The sequence below is a fragment of the Pseudoalteromonas sp. H103 genome (assembly GCF_001469205.1).
Classification (GTDB): Bacteria; Pseudomonadota; Gammaproteobacteria; order Enterobacterales; family Alteromonadaceae; genus Pseudoalteromonas; species Pseudoalteromonas carrageenovora.
Genome location: NZ_LOFG01000018.1, coordinates 92,652 through 108,020, shown reverse-complemented (window position 1 = coordinate 108,020; position 15,369 = coordinate 92,652). Strand labels below are relative to the sequence as shown.

General features: G+C 39.4%; 15 protein-coding genes. 8 read left to right on the top strand and 7 right to left on the bottom strand.

Going from position 1 to position 15,369, the window contains the following annotated elements:
- Nucleotides 1-170 precede the first annotated feature (170 nt).
- From ATS74_RS16115 to ATS74_RS16100, 4 genes are all read left to right on the top strand, one after another.
- Complete coding sequence (locus tag ATS74_RS16115; protein ID WP_058549889.1) at nt 171-1,535, top strand: DNA-3-methyladenine glycosylase 2 family protein; 1,365 nt, start codon at nt 171-173, stop codon at nt 1,533-1,535.
- Complete coding sequence (locus tag ATS74_RS16110) at nt 1,535-2,005, top strand: methylated-DNA--[protein]-cysteine S-methyltransferase (RefSeq protein WP_058549888.1); 471 nt, start codon at nt 1,535-1,537, stop codon at nt 2,003-2,005. The genes ATS74_RS16115 and ATS74_RS16110 overlap by 1 nt, the downstream gene beginning before the upstream one ends.
- Before the next feature lie 110 nt (nt 2,006-2,115).
- Nucleotides 2,116-2,868: a transporter substrate-binding domain-containing protein gene (locus ATS74_RS16105; RefSeq protein ID WP_235592025.1), complete on the top strand. Its 753-nt coding sequence runs from the start codon at nt 2,116-2,118 to the stop codon at nt 2,866-2,868.
- A gap of 81 nt (nt 2,869-2,949) precedes the next feature.
- A complete protein-coding gene (locus tag ATS74_RS16100; protein ID WP_058549886.1) occupies nt 2,950-3,543 on the top strand; it encodes a thymidine kinase in 594 nt (197 codons plus the stop codon).
- On the opposite strand, the gene ltaE is transcribed toward ATS74_RS16100, so the two are convergent.
- Nucleotides 3,517-4,521, bottom strand: coding sequence for a low-specificity L-threonine aldolase (gene ltaE, locus ATS74_RS16095; protein ID WP_058549885.1), 1,005 nt, complete (start codon nt 4,519-4,521; stop codon nt 3,517-3,519). The genes ATS74_RS16100 and ltaE overlap by 27 nt on opposite strands.
- A 45-nt stretch (nt 4,522-4,566) precedes the next feature.
- Complete coding sequence (rlmF, locus tag ATS74_RS16090; protein WP_058549884.1) at nt 4,567-5,499, bottom strand: 23S rRNA (adenine(1618)-N(6))-methyltransferase RlmF; 933 nt, start codon at nt 5,497-5,499, stop codon at nt 4,567-4,569.
- Nucleotides 5,500-5,627: 128 nt separating this feature from the next.
- Here rlmF and ATS74_RS16085 point away from each other — a divergent pair, with 128 nt between their 5' ends.
- Nucleotides 5,628-6,530, top strand: coding sequence for an alpha/beta fold hydrolase (locus tag ATS74_RS16085; protein WP_058549883.1), 903 nt, complete (start codon nt 5,628-5,630; stop codon nt 6,528-6,530).
- On the opposite strand, the gene ATS74_RS16080 is transcribed toward ATS74_RS16085, so the two are convergent.
- The 3 genes from ATS74_RS16080 to ATS74_RS19775 form a co-directional block, all read right to left on the bottom strand.
- Nucleotides 6,531-7,967, bottom strand: coding sequence for a tetratricopeptide repeat-containing sulfotransferase family protein (locus tag ATS74_RS16080; protein ID WP_058549882.1), 1,437 nt, complete (start codon nt 7,965-7,967; stop codon nt 6,531-6,533).
- A gap of 86 nt (nt 7,968-8,053) precedes the next feature.
- Nucleotides 8,054-10,633, bottom strand: coding sequence for a TonB-dependent receptor plug domain-containing protein (locus tag ATS74_RS16075; RefSeq protein ID WP_058549881.1), 2,580 nt, complete (start codon nt 10,631-10,633; stop codon nt 8,054-8,056).
- Between the two features lie 359 nt (nt 10,634-10,992).
- Nucleotides 10,993-11,148, bottom strand: coding sequence for an oxidoreductase-like domain-containing protein (locus tag ATS74_RS19775; protein ID WP_082660669.1), 156 nt, complete (start codon nt 11,146-11,148; stop codon nt 10,993-10,995).
- Nucleotides 11,149-11,251: 103 nt separating this feature from the next.
- On the opposite strand from ATS74_RS19775, the gene ATS74_RS16070 reads away from it, so the two are divergent.
- Together ATS74_RS16070 and ATS74_RS16065 are read left to right on the top strand one after the other, a co-directional pair.
- Nucleotides 11,252-11,674 (top strand): hypothetical protein, encoded by a 423-nt coding sequence (locus tag ATS74_RS16070; RefSeq protein ID WP_058549996.1) that lies wholly within the window; start codon nt 11,252-11,254, stop codon nt 11,672-11,674.
- Between the two features lie 87 nt (nt 11,675-11,761).
- The gene (locus ATS74_RS16065; RefSeq protein WP_058549880.1) at nt 11,762-13,126 is read left to right on the top strand and encodes a leucyl aminopeptidase family protein; all 1,365 of its coding nucleotides are present in this window, start codon (nt 11,762-11,764) and stop codon (nt 13,124-13,126) included.
- Nucleotides 13,127-13,169: 43 nt separating this feature from the next.
- On the opposite strand, the gene gloA2 is transcribed toward ATS74_RS16065, so the two are convergent.
- Nucleotides 13,170-13,556 (bottom strand): SMU1112c/YaeR family gloxylase I-like metalloprotein, encoded by a 387-nt coding sequence (gene gloA2, locus ATS74_RS16060; RefSeq protein WP_058549879.1) that lies wholly within the window; start codon nt 13,554-13,556, stop codon nt 13,170-13,172.
- A 67-nt stretch (nt 13,557-13,623) separates the two neighbouring features.
- Nucleotides 13,624-14,703 (bottom strand): ketoacyl-ACP synthase III, encoded by a 1,080-nt coding sequence (locus ATS74_RS16055; protein WP_058549995.1) that lies wholly within the window; start codon nt 14,701-14,703, stop codon nt 13,624-13,626.
- A gap of 219 nt (nt 14,704-14,922) precedes the next feature.
- Here ATS74_RS16055 and ATS74_RS16050 point away from each other — a divergent pair, with 219 nt between their 5' ends.
- A complete protein-coding gene (locus ATS74_RS16050; protein ID WP_058549878.1) occupies nt 14,923-15,327 on the top strand; it encodes a nuclear transport factor 2 family protein in 405 nt (134 codons plus the stop codon).
- The last annotated feature ends 42 nt before the right edge of the window (nt 15,328-15,369 follow it).

Below are 15,369 nucleotides of genomic sequence, written 5' to 3'. Positions count from 1 at the left end.
TTATTGCGATTAGATTAGTTAATCTCTTGGTTAGCGCTTTGGTTAATAAATTAAGTGCAATATTATAAACTCATAAAAATTAGGGTTTAATTAAGGTCCGAAAATGGCTAGTAATGTACTATCGTTTCTATAAGCTACTGGCATCTTAATTTATTATACTGAGCAGCTTTATGAATATTCAGCATTGGCAAAAGGCACGTCAAAGTAGAGATGCCCGTTTTGATGGGCTTTTTTATATTGCTGTTAAAAGTACGGGGATATATTGCAGGCCTATATGCCCAGCTCCCACTGCACACGAAAAAAATGTAACTTATTATCAGTTTGCACATAATGCTGCACAAGCTGGGTTTAGACCTTGTATTCGATGCCGTCCCGACAGTGCTCCAGGCAGTGCTGCTTGGCAGGGCACAAAAACGACAGCGCTTAGAGCAAAGCAGTTAATAGATCAAAACGATGAGCACGACTGTGAAAAGCTAGCAGCTCGCTTAGGAATAAGTAGCCGTTATTTAAGACGACTATTTTCTCAATATTTTGGTGTGTCTATTACACAATATAGATTATTTAATCAGTGTCATTTCGCTAAAAAATTAATTCAAGAAACAAGCCTCCCGCTTACGCAAATTGCGTTTGCATCAGGTTTTAAAAGTATTAGACGTTTTAACGACGCTTTTTTACAACAATTAAATATTGCCCCTTCTAAGCTTCGTTCAAGTGACAAACCATCAAGTTCTTCACTTAAACTAACTTTACCTTTTAGGCCCCCTTATAATTGGCAAGCGTTACATGGTTTTTTAGCAAAAAGGCTTATTAAGCCAATAGAGTGGCTTGATGATAAAAGTTATGGTCGTACATTTACCTACGCTAGTTGTAAAGGAAGTTTTAACGCGCGTTTTGTGGAACGTAAAAATTACTTTGTTGTTGAGATAGATATCGATAACACGCTTTACCTGCAACAAGTCATTAATAATATACGGCGCGTACTTGATTTAGACGCAGATATTAATTTAATCGAAAGTCATTTAGCTAATAATATAAATAACGCATTTACACTCACTCATGGTTTAAGAATACCGGGTATTTGGTCAAGCTTTGAGGCCGGAATAAGAGCGGTACTTGGTCAACAAGTAAGCGTTACAGCTGCACATAATTTAGTAACAAAATTAGTGAATGAACTTGGTGAACAACAAGGTGAACAACAAGGTGAACGAGTCTACTTTCCAAGTGCAGATCGCGTTGCTAAAAGTGAGTTTACATTTTTTAAAATGCCGCAAGCGCGAAAAAACGCATTGCACAACTTAGCTGAGTTTTGTGCACTAAACCCTGATTGTAATGATTTAGAACAGTGGCTAAGCTTAAAAGGAATTGGCCCTTGGACGGTTAATTATGCAAAATTAAGAGGGCAAAGCCTGCCCGACATATTACTAGATGGGGATTTAGGGGTAAAAAAAGCACAGGCTGCGGCAACCCCATTTGAGAGTGAAAATTGTGCTCCTTTTCGTTCTTACTTAACGTTTCAACTATGGCAGCAATTATAATGATAATTCAAACACGTATCCCAAGCCCAATAGACGATATTATTATTCAGGCAACTGAAGTAGGGGTTAGCTATGTGGGCTTTTACCCGCATGTAGAATATGTTCATACCCCTTTTGAAGAAGTAACGAATACAGCAATACTTTGCTGTGCTGAACAGCTCAATGAGTACTTTAATAATACGCGTACCACTTTTAATGTACCTCTTGATACAAAAGGCACAGCATTTCAACAAAGTGTATGGCAAGCATTGTTAAATGTGCCTTATGGGAAAACGAACACCTACGGTGATATTGCCACGGCATTAAGTAACCCAAAAGCAGTCAGGGCTGTTGGTGCCGCAAATGGAAAAAACCCTATCAGCATTATTGTACCGTGCCATCGTATAATAGGTGCAAACTCAAAACTTACAGGGTATGCCGGTGGACTTGAGAGAAAAAGTTGGCTACTAAAGCATGAAGGGATAATTTAATAGAGACAGTACTGGCAGCTTTATTATCACAAGCTACAATTTAATATTATTTATTAATAAAAATTATTATGAGTATCAGCAGCTTAAATTATTTATTTATAATTATTTTGATGTTTTCTTCAGCAGTGTTTGCTAAGCCTCAAACGCTTCTATTTTGTTACGAAGATAAAGATATCGCGCCTATGTTTTTAGGCGTAGGGCAAGAAGTACCGATAGATAAACCAGGTGCTTCTATAGAAGTGCTTCGTAAATTAGACGCTGAATTAGACAGTGTTAAGGTTGAATTTGTAAGGAAACCTTGGCGCAGGTGCCTAAACGATCTTGAATTTAATAAGGTAGATGCGGTTATTGCAAGTTACCGCCAAGGTCGTGAGCGGATTGCAGCTTACCCGTTTAATGAAAAGGGAGACTTACAATCGCAATTTGCTGTGAGTCGCTTTAGTAGTTGTTTAATTGGTAATTCTAAGTTTCATAAGGAGTGGCACTCTCGCGAAGTTTTTCAAAACAAAGCATTCACTATTGCTATACCTAATGGTTATGGCCTCAATAGCACCTTAAAAGATGAGCCTTTATTTATTCATAATACGTTTTCTAAAGCTAAAGCATTTGAGCTTCTTGATAAGGGAGTAGTACAAGCGAGTGTTGATTTATGCAAAGTAGATGATTTAAATGTATCGAGCTACCCGCATAATAAAAATGTTAAGGCCATTTATCCTCCTTACGAAACCACAAATGGTTATCTTATTTTTTCTAAACAATTTTACACAGAAAATAGCGCTTTAAGCCTTGAGATGTGGCAATGGTTATCTAGGTTTGATAGCGCACCTGTTTATGTAAAATACTTACAAGCCTTTGAGCAATAACTAGGTTTAATAACGATATGAAATTGGTATTAATGGCATATTAAGGTAGCATAAGCGCACTTTTTCTCTTTAGGCACGGTAATGGCTCAATTATACTTTTACTACTCAGCGATGAATGCGGGTAAATCAACCACTTTATTGCAATCGGCATTTAACTATCGCGAACGCGGTATGGAACCGGTTATTTTAACAGCTGCAATTGATAATCGCTCAGGGGTAGGAAAAGTATCATCTCGTATTGGCCTGCAGGCAGATGCACATATATTTGATGAATCTAAAAATGTATTTGATCTTATTAAAACGCTGCAAGATGAAAAAAAACGCCATTGTGTGTTGGTTGACGAGTGTCAGTTTTTATCAAAAGAGCAGGTAATGCAGTTAACTGATGTAGTGGATGAATTAGGTATTCCGGTACTATGTTATGGCCTGCGTAGCGATTTTAGAGGCGAGTTATTTATTGGCTCACAGTATTTATTAGCGTGGGCCGATAAGCTGATTGAGCTTAAAACGGTGTGTCATTGCGGACGCAAAGCAAACCATGTGCTGCGTACGGATGAAAATGGCAATGCCATTGCCGATGGTAACCAAGTGGAAATAGGCGGCAACGATCGATATGTTTCGGTGTGCCGCAAACACTATAAAGCAGAATTAAATATGGGCCGACAAAGCATTTAAAAATGAATCAATATCTTCGCCCGTAATATCTAAATGCGTTACTAGCCTAAGTTGCTTGCTTGGGCTAATTAATATCCCTTGTTGTGCAAGCTCATTGGCAATTTTACTAATGTTATTGCCGCCTGAGTAACTTGCATACACCATGTTGGTTGTATTGCTCATATCAACGCTAAAACCATTTAGCTCATTTAACTTATTTGCTAAGTAGCGCGCATTACCATGATCATCACTTAAACGGGTTACGTTGTTTTCAAGTGCATATTGCCCAGCGGCTGCCAGCATTCCTGCTTGTCGCATCCCACCGCCTAGTACTTTTCTCCAGCGCCTAGCTTTGTTAATTAATTCTTGTGAGCCTAATAATAACGAGCCTATTGGCGCACCTAAGCCTTTAGATAAACAAATTGAAACAGAGTCAAAGTGCTTTGTAATTGCTGTTATATCAACATTTAGCTCAGCGGCTGCATTAAATGCACGCGCACCGTCTAAATGCAGTGCTAAATTGTGCGTATTAACAAAGTCGCGAGCTTGGGCTAAGTACTCAAGCGGGAGCACTTTTCCACCAATGGTATTTTCAAGGCTAAGCAAGCGAGTGTTTGCAAAGTGGCTATCGTCAGGTTTTATAGCTGCGGCAACTTTGTTAAAACATAAGCTGCCATCTTTTTCGTTTTCGATAGGTTGAGGTTGTATAGAGCCAAGCACGGCCGCGCCACCGCCTTCAAACTTATAATTATGGGCATTTTGCCCACAAATATATTCATCTCCGCGTTCGCAATGTGCCATTAACGCCAGTAAATTAGCTTGTGTGCCAGAGCTGCAATAAAGCGCGGCTTCGAAGTTAAAACGTTCACAGGCGTATGATTCTAATTGGTTTACGCTAGGATCATCGCCGTATACATCATCGCCAACAGGTGCATTGTACATTACATCGCGCATGGCTTTTGACGGTTGAGTAACGGTGTCTGAACGAAAATCTATCATTGTTGTTATTCCTTTATTAGTGCAGGCTTTATTATTTTTATGAGTTTACACAAACTCTTCAAAAATTTGATCACGGGTGGCCTTATCAAAATAACTCCACGCAATAAAGCGACTTATTTTTTGTCCTTGCGCCATATCTATAATTTTATATTCAGCAATAGGTAGAGTGCTTAGCTTTTCTTCTAACGCAGCAAGTGTTTCTTTTTTTGAAACCAAGGAGGTAAACCATATTACTTGCTCTGCAAATTGCTCGCTTTCAGTAATCATATTACTGATAAACTGGGCCTCACCACCTTCGCACCACAACTCGTTATTTTGGCCGCCAAAATTAAGGGCGTTTTGCGGAGCTTTTCCTAAATTTTTCCACTTTCGCTCAGTGCCCTTGTTAGCCTCATCCGCGCTTGCATGAAACGGAGGATTACACAGAGTTACATGAAACAAGTCTTTTTGATTAATAATGCCCTCAAAAATAGAAGATGCATTCTTTTGTTGTTTTAAGGTGATTTTTAAACCGTTAAACTGCGCAATTTGCTTAGCAATTTTTATTGAGCTTGCATCTACATCACTACCCGTAAAGTGCCAGTTGTATTCGTGGATACCTGTAAGAGGGTAAACTAAGTTAGCACCGGTACCAATATCAAGCGCTTTAATTTGACGCCCTGTAGGTATGTTCTGTTGGTTATCTGTGCTTAATAAATCGGCCAAGTAATGTATATAATCTACTCGCCCTGGAATAGGGGGGCATAAGTTTTGATCTGGTATATCCCAAAACTCAATATTATAGTGCGCTTTTAACAGAGCCTGATTAAGTGTTTTAACTGCCTTGTTATTGCTAAAATCTATGCTTTTATTGCCCGCAGGTGTTACCACTATAAAAGGTGCTAACGCATTATGTTTTTCGCATAACAGGTCTAAATCATAGCCATTTAAATGCTGATTGCGAGGGTGTAGTTTGTTGCTATTAGGTTTTGATTTCATGGCTTAAAGTTAGCAATTAAATAATGACACAATTGTATCAAATGCATGGCTAAAAAGTGCAACCATTTACTTTAGAATTAGCATGGCAACTGGTAGGATGAGTTTATAAAAATTATAAAGGAAAATACGTGGCAATCACTCAGCAATCACATTTTGTTCAATTAGCCGAACAGCAAACGTTGCATTTACGTCGTATTGCGAACAATGAGCAATCAGGTCCAGTGGTGTTTTTAATGCATGGCGCAGTAGAAAACGGCAAAATTTTTTATACTCATAGTAATAAAGGGTTAGCGCCTTTTTTGGCTGAGCAAGGCTATTGCTGCTATGTGGCAGACTTACGTGGGCGCGGAGAAAGTAAACCGCTTATAACTCGCCATTCAAAATATGGCCAAACAGAAGCCATAGTAGAAGATATTCCTGCTTTTATTGATCATATTGAACAATTAGAAGGTAAAAAGCCTGACTACTGGGTTGCCCATTCTTGGGGCGGCGTATTGATGAATAGCGTATTTGCGCGCTTCCCTGAATATTTAAAAGACGTTAAAGCCTGTGCTTATTTTGGCTCAAAGCGTTCACTGTTTAATAACCATCCTAAGAAGTTACTGCAAGCGAATGTTATTTGGTACTTTATGGCGCCGTTACTAGCTAAAAAACACGGGTTTTTAAATGCGAAAGGTTATAAATGGGGCAGTGACAACGAATCGCAAAAGTCGCACTATCAAAGTATGCAGTGGGCTAAAAAAAGGCCGTGGGTTGATAGTGACGATGGTTTTAATTACGCAAGTGCGTTAGCTAAGCTGCATGTACCGCCTACGCTTCATGTTGCAGGTGTAAACGACAAAGCTCTCGCACAGCCTATTGATATTAAAAAGTTTATAGCAGAGTCTGGGCCTGGCAAACAAACCTTAAAAATTTACGGTAAACGCCATGGTCACCATGTTGATTACGATCATATTAATATGCTTACCCACCCAAGCGCCCGTGATGAGCAATTTAGCGATGTATTAACCTGGTTTAATGATCATAGTTAATTAAGGTGTTCCATCTAGTAGTTTTAAAAGTGGTGTTTTATAGCGCTGCCAATGGGCCACTGCAGATGTATTTACAGGTTGCCTAATAGCTTGTTTGCTTAGTGTTGTTACGGCCGACTTACGTGTATAAAACTGCAGACACTGTGGCTCAAACTGGCAATTTAAGAACGAAAATAACGCGTTTAGTTGCGCTTTAGGCTCAGTTACTAATTGCTCATAACTCAAATTGTAAATGGCGATATCTGGCATACTCCTCCAATGCGCCATTAGTTCGGTATAAAGTGTGTGGTAGTGCTTAAACTCTGTTAAATCACAAAAGTAAGGCTCATTTTGAGCAAAGTAATTACTAAATACCGAAAAAGCCGTTGCGTTAAAATCCCGACTTAAATTTACAAACTTAGCGTTTGGAAATAGTAAATAAATAAGCCCAATAGACTGATAATTACTCGGTAACTTATTAACAATATAAGGGCGAATTGGCTGTGCTGTTTTTAATGTTTCAATATAAATATTACGCGCTTTAGCTATTAAATCACTTGTAAGCAAGCTTAAACACTCAGGGTAGGGCGTTTGCGTTTGTTGCTCAATAAAAGCCACCACCTGATTACTAATGCTTGAGTTTTCACCCAGTGTTGAAAACTGTGAATGATTTGCCAGCATCTGCTCAAGTAACGTTGAGCCACTGCGTGGCATGCCTATTATAAATACGGGGGTTATAGAGCCGGTAAAAGTGTGATCTGCACTTTTGATAAGTGCTGGCGTATTTTGCTCTAAAATACGTTTATAAAACGGATTCAGCTCGGTGGTATTAAAATCAGTGAGTTTTTTTTGTAGTTTATTGGCAAGTACATAGTAGTTAAATGCTTGTTCTGTATCGTCTAATTTATCGTAGCTTTTACCTAATGCGTAATAACACACCATTTTTAAACGCAGATTATTGGTTTGCGTTAAAAAGTGATGCAAATTACTTACGTAGTTGTGCTCTTTATTAAAGCGACCTAGCTGCACCAACTCAAATAATATGTAAGCCGTAACTGGATATAGCCCCATGCTGAGTGCATGAGCAAACGTAGTGTGTGCTTTGTTGAGCTCACCGTAATTTAAATAGTGCTGGGCTAAGTAGTAATGAGGCTCAGGGTTATGACTTGCTATGCTTTTGGCGTATTCAAGCGCTTTTAGTGCATCGTTAGGAGAATTAACGCCATTAAACGCATCAGCAAGCGCGTGTAGTGGCTCTAACATATGTGGTAAAAGCCCACATGCCTTTTGCAATAAATAAACCGCTGCATCAAAGCGCTCTAACCTAAGAGCTATCCTGCCTAAACCAAATAATGCTTCGCCACTTTGCGGGTTACTATTTAAAATTGCTTTAAAATGAAACTCAGCTTCTTTGAGTTTATTCTCTTGGAGTAATTGGTTGGCTTTTTTAATTAGCATGATGAGGCATTATTGTTTTTTAATTAATATAAAATAAAAAAGGCGAAATGTCTTAACATTTCGCCTTGGTCTATCATGAAAATAGTTTAGAAAGTATACGTAGCTTTTGCGTAGTAAAAGCCGCCGTTAATTCCATAAGGAGATGTTTCGTAGTACTGACCACCCCAGTTATTGTTAGGGATATCCGTACGGTCTTCAAAATCAAGTTTTTCAGCATCTTGGTCAAACAAGTTTTGAGCACCAACCGAGAAACTAACAGACTCATTTAAGAAGTATGTAATTTCAGCGTCAATGGTTACTGCTGCGTCAGCTGTTTTTGCTGTTGCATCGTAATCTACGTGAACACCTTGGTACTCGCCGTAGTAGTTAGCACGTGTAAATAACGAGATTGATTCCCACTGTTGTGCCCAAGTAAGCGTTGCACGGTGGTTAGGTAAATCTTCTTCTAAACGTTTAACTTTAAATTCACCGGTAATGTCGCTGAACTTCGTTACTTCAGTTTCATTCCAGTTGTAAGCAAGGCTAAATGTAGAGCTACCACCTAGCATGTCAGCTGTGTAGTTTGCTACTAAATCAATACCTTGTGTTGTTGTATCAAAGTCATTTGTGAAAAAGCTTACTTGTGCGTAGCTTTGCGCATTTGGTACGCCTGCTGCTTCTAACGTGTCTTTATCATCTTGGCTAAGTACAATTTTTTCAGATTGGCTGATACGGTCATCAACTTCAATGTTGTAGTAATCAAGTGTTAAAAATAAATCGCCAATAGTGTAAACCGCACCTAATGTGTAACTTTGCGACTCTTCTGGCTCAAGCTCTGTACCACCTAATTGCACTGCAATTGGGTTTGTTGGTGGTAATAGTGCTGAATCTTGTAATACGCCATCACTTAAGTTTGTTTGTACGTTACTTACATTAGCTTGGCCAACAGTAGGAGCACGGAAACCTGTGCTTACTGAACCACGTACATTTAGATCTTCAGTTACGTGGTACTGCGCCATTACTTTGTAGTTTGTTGTTGTACCAAAGCTGTCGTAATCTTCAAAACGTACCGCAAGGCCCATTAAGAAGTCTTCGGTAAATGGTGCTTCAATATCTACATAAGCTGCGTAGTTACGGCGTGTATATTCGCCAGCGTCAGAAGGTTTGAAACCAGGGAAACCATTGGAGCCAATACCAAAACCTTGCTCAGTTAAAGGGCCTGCAGTAAACGATGCTTCATCACCTGAGATAACAGTGAATGTTTCTTCATGCCATTCTAAACCACCGGCAATATTTACATCGTACGCTAGGTCAAAATCAAAGCCTTTAGAAAGGTCAAAGTTAAAGTTTTTCTCTAGTTGCTCGTATTTACCTGGGCTAAAATCACGCGGGCTATCTGCACCTAATGAGGCATTAACCGTATCGTAAATAAAGTAGCGAGATTCGTTTAAACCAACTGTACCGCTTAAATCGTAAAACGCGCCTTTAAAGAAGCCACCCGTAAACATACCCTTTGTACCAATAGTTAAAGAGGTATCTGTGATGTTGCCACCAAAGTTAGGCGTAAAACCACCAGGGATCGTTTCATTAAATGCAAAACAATCAGGGTTATTAGCAACACCGCTAATGTAATCTGGATTATCAAGCACGTTATCGTCGATTGCGATAGTTGGACAGTTACCGCTCATGTCTTCTGTTAAATCGGCAACTAGCAGTGTTTCACCGCCATCGTTTGAGTAAACACCTGGGCGAGTATGCGGGTTACGGTAGTAAAAACCACCACGTACGTCACGCTCAGAGTAGTTACCAAACATATAAAATTCTGAGTCGTTTGTTAGTTCTAAACCAAAGTTACCAAAAATTGAGATATCATCATCAACCTCTGGAGCACCCCAAACTTGTGCAAGCGAAGAAACTTCTGGAACACCTGCAGCAGAAAGTGCGGCTGCATCAGGGCGTTGCTCTGAGCGACTTGTCGCATCTGCTGTTTTATATTGAAAACTTAAGTTAGCAAAACCGTTGTCGGTAAAGGGTAAGCCTACGTTACCTGAAATCTGTGTTGTGTCGCCATCACCTTCATAGTATTGACCATGGCGTACTTCGAACTTACCACCTTCAGAGGCATCTTTAAGTTGGAAGTTCATTACACCGGCAATAGCATCAGAGCCGTATTGCGCCGCAGCACCATCACGCAGTACTTCTACTTGTTTAAGTGCAATGCTTGGAATAACTGAAATGTCGGCGCCTTGTGCACCATCATTTATACCGCCGCCTAAAAATGCAATTACAGACGCGCGGTGGCGGCGTTTACCATTTAAAAGAATTAATGTGCTGTCTGAAGGCAAACCACGTAAGTTTGCAGGGCGTACAAGTGATGCAGCATCACTGATTGGGTTTTGATGAACATTAAAAGAAGGAACTGCGCCTTTTAAAAGCTCAAGCATATCGGTGTTACCCGATTTTTCTAATTCTTCACCGCCAATAATATCAATAGGAACAGGTGAATCACCAATTGAACGAGGAGCAGAGCGCGTACCTACTACAGCAATCTTCTCAACATTTTTATTTACTTTAGTTTCGCTTTGCTCGTCTGCTGCTATAGCTGAGCCTGAAATAAACAACCCTGCAGTGGTTGTTGCTAATGCAAATTTAATTGCTTGATTTAGCGCATTGTTTTTTAATTTCATTCTAAATTTCCCCAGTTAGAATAATTCTTGTTTTGTAATGCTTGTTTTGCACTACTATTTTTAGATTTTGGACTAGAAAAGAGAGGAGTTAACAATTGTATAAAAATGTATTAAGAGTACTTCTTGAACAATTAAGTTAACCTCAATTTTATGTCCTAGTTACAGCCTATACATAAAAAACAGAGAGGGCAATATTAATTAACCATTCAATAACAAAAACTTCAAACAAACTAAAAGTGCAACAATGGTGCGTTTTTAAGGTGAAATGAACTATATTGGTGCTTTGTGGGGGTGTGATTTAGTAAAATAATGCAGTTGTAAAATGTTCAATGTTGCAATTTTGTTTCTTTTGCCGGTTTTTATTTGTTTTCTAATTTTTTTAGAGCTTGGTTATAAAGAGCTAACTGCTGTCTATATGCATCCCATACGCAAGGGCAGCAACTTCCTCCTCCACAACATTCATCGGGTTTTGGTTTTTCAGGTTTTTGCAGTGATTGATTTTTATTATGATGCATAATTGTACACATTTAGTACCAAGTTGGTGCAAAGAATAAGGTAATGCATGGTGTAAGTAAATTATTCTTTGTGAACGAGTGTGCCTGTGTGAAAATAACCGTTATGCGATTATATAAAGTTATTCACCGTGCGCCTTGGCGGGTAGTTAAGATTAGTAAAAAGCGCCAACAGCTTCGCTTTCGTCGTGCTATGGTGGCGCTTAAAATTGCGCTCGAACAAGAAAAACAAGAAACCAAAGAAATGCTCACTATATATAGGCGCTACACGCAAGGCCAAACCAATAAAGAAGAGCTAAAGCGCGCTAATGAGCAATTTGTTGATATTTTAAAAGGGCTAGGGTTAGGTGTTTTTGCGTTGTTACCCTTTGCGCCTATCACCATTCCTTTAGTTGTAAAGCTTGGCAGCTTAGTAGGCGTTGATGTATTACCTAGTTCGTTTAATATCAACAAACCTATAAAAGAGCTAGATCAAAAAATAGCTCAAGAAAATCAAGAGCAACAGTCTAACAACTCGATAAAAAAGTGACAGAAATCCCTCTAAATTAGCTATACCTTTTAACTGTGCTTATTGATATGCTCTTAAGTACCATTTTTATAATATATGAGCTTTTTAATGAGTGCATTACTTCGTCATACTTCTTCTGGTATTCCTTTATCTTTTATTCTTAAAAACGAGTTAACTGACTGGCAATCTCAACAACCTGCTTTTATTCAAACATGGTTAACCAATAGCGGCTTTGAAAAACAAGGCTTAGCGTTAGTGCCAGATGCGCAAACGGGTGAGTTAAGCCACGTATATTGTTTATTACAAAGCAAAGAAGACTTTTGGGCTGCAGGCGAGCTTGCAAATAAATTACCGCTGGGCACGTATCAAATTCAGGGCAATGATGCCTTTATAGAGCAAGTGGCGCTTGGTTTTGTGTTAGGAGGCTATGAGTTTAGTGAATATAAAGAAAAGCCAACTGCTAAAGCACAATTAGCCATTGCCGATGACGCGCTATATCAGCGTATTAAGCAACAAGCCGATGCTATTTATTTAGCACGTGATTTGGTTAACACACCGGCAGTAGATATGATGCCGCAGCATTTATCGCAAGTGATGGAAGACTTAGCCAATAATTACAATGGCGAGTTTACCCAGTGGATTGGCGATGAGCTACTAGAGCAAAATTACCCAACAATACATATGGTAGGTCGCGCGAGCGAAAATAAACCGCGTTTACTTGATTTAAAATGGGGCGAAAAAGATGCACCGCTTATTACCTTGGTAGGTAAAGGGGTATGTTTTGATTCAGGCGGGCTTGATTTAAAACCAAGCTCGGGCATGCGTAACATGAAAAAAGACATGGGCGGAGCAGCACATGTTATTGCATTAGCACAATTAATTATGGCCGCTAACTTACCAATTAGATTGCGTGTTTTAGTGCCTGCGGTTGAAAATGCGGTATCGCGAAATGCATTTCGCCCAGGTGATGTAATTAAAACGCGTAAAGGCATTATGGTTGAAATAGATAATACCGACGCAGAAGGGCGTTTAGTATTGTGCGATGCGCTTAGCGAAGCACAAAACGATAACCCTGAGCTAATTATAGATTTTGCGACCCTTACAGGTGCTTGCCGTGTTGCTCTAGGTACTGAACTACCGGGCTTTTTCTCAACAGAGCGCGATGTAGCAAATGGTATTATTGATGCAGGAATGGGTGTAAGCGATCCGGTGTGGCAATTGCCTTTGTTTGATCAGTATAAAAGCTTTTTAAAGAGCGATGTAGCCGATATGGCAAACTGTGCCAGCACACCCTTTGGTGGTGCAATTACCGCGGCGCTTTATTTAAAAGAGTTTGTAGAGCCAACCACACCATGGGTACATTTTGATGTAATGGCGTGGAATTTACGTGCATTACCTGGGCGCCCAACCGGCGGCGAAGCGTTAGGTATTCGTGCGGTATTTAATTACTTACAAAGCCGCTTTAATAAGTAAGTTTTTGATTCAATAGTAAGTGAATAACTTGAGCTTATGAGCGTTAAACCTCATACAGCTCAAGTGGTAAATTGTCTGGATCGGCAAAAAAGGTGAATTTTTTGCCGGTTATTTCATCCATTCTTATCTCTTCCACAGTTATATTTTGTGACTCTAAATACTGCTTTGCTTGGACTACGTTTTTAACTTTAAATGCTAAATGTCTTAAGCCTTGTGCTTCTGGATAGCTTGGTCTTGTAGGCGCTCCATCAAACGAAAATAACTCTATTTGACTACCATCAGCCATGGCTAAATCTAATTTATAAGAGTTACGCTCAGCTCTAAAGTGCTCGTGAATAATTTTAAGTTTAAGTACATGGCTATAAAAGTGTTTAGACCGTGCGTAGTCACTGCAAATAATAGCAGCGTGATGAATACCTAAAAGTTTCAAATTTAATTCCTTAAAGCAAAAACGCACTTAAAAAGTGCGTTTTATGTATGGCTTATTACATGTGTTTTTAGCTTGGCTCAGCTTCTTTACATGCTTTAACTGCTGGGGCTACAAGCTCAAGGCCTGTTAGCTCACAAGGTGGTAAGGTTGCATCACTTACTTTAATAGGTGTTACACGCTCGCCCCATTTTATGTAGCTTGCTGCCCACGTTAAACCGGCGCCAAACGCTGCCGACATAATATTTGAGTGTGGTTTAATTAGCCCTTTTTCAACAGCTTCACACAACGCAATAGCAATGGTTGCGGCCGACGTATTACCGTAGTCAGCAATATTTACCATTACTTTTTCATCAGGTACTTTTAAACGATGCTGAATTGCCTGAATAATACGTAAATTAGCTTGGTGTGGCACTAATACGTTTATGTCATCAAGGCTCAAATTGGCTTGCGTTAATACATCATCACACGCTTCGCTCATGCCTTTAACAGCACGTTTGAAAATTTCACGGCCTTCAAACAGTAAGTCAGATGGACCAATTGGCTCATATTTATTTAAATCACTACCAAAGTTGGTGATATGTAAAATATCTCTGTCTTCGCTGTCGCAACCGGTTTTAGTACCAAGTAGGCCAGCAGGTGTGTCTGCGGCTTCAAGTACTACTGCACCTGCACCATCACCAAATAATACTGCGCTGTCACGGCGTGCCCAGTTTACATACCAAGTCATGCGCTCAGCAGCAATAACCACGGCTTTTTTAATCATACCCGCCTGAATTTGTGCGGTAGCAGCCTGAAGGGCATATAAAAAACCAGAACACGCAGCATTTGTGTCCATAGCTGCAGCACCTGTAGCCCCAATATTTTTTTGCACCAAAGAGGCTGTATTTGCCACTACGGTAGAGGGGGTGCACGTTGCTAAAATAACTAAATCGATATCTTTTGCGTCAATACCTGCACAATCTATGGCGTGCTTTGCAGCAACGGTTGCAAGTTCAGCGGTACTTACATGACTAACTCTTCGAGACTTTATACCTGTACGTGTGGTGATCCACTCATCATTGGTATCAACTATTTCGCTAATTTCATCGTTGCTAATGCTTGCTGGTGGAATGCATTTACCCCAACCAGTGATATGTGCGTAAGACATAGTGTGTTCTCTTAAAAGGTGGTCTGACATGTATTTCTAGTTGGGGAGTTATACCAAAAATTGCTCTTTAAGAGAAGTTATTACCCTATTTTGTCCCTTAAAGTTTTAATTTAGTGCAATTTTTGATTCATAAGCGGGGCATTTATCAATATAACCGTTCGAATTTAAAGCAAATAAAGGTATTATTAATTTAAGTTTGTACTGATAAAAGGGAAGTGCATGAGTAGCAAAATTAAAGCGTCGTTATTTAATCATTTAATAGATTCTGAGCGGCAATTATTAGACCCAGATATACGCCAATCAAGGGATGCATTAAATGCCTTGCTCGATGATGAATTTATTGAAATTGCAGCTAATGGCACTGTGTTCGATAAACACCATGTAATTACCCGCTTACCTACTGAAGTTGTGCCACAGTTTTATAATCAGCACTTTAAAGGGCGAATGCTTAGCGATGATGTAGCACAAATTAGTTATCAAGCTGCTTATAGGCGCTCAGCCAGGAGTGAATTTAATTATTCTCTACGTATGTCGCTTTGGCGAAAAAGCAACGAACAATGGAAAATGGTATTTCATCAAGGAACGCCGTGTGCGCTATTTACCATATCAATGGATGATGATTAACTGCTTTTATTAACGTTTTAAATTTTATAGGTAAACCGCACC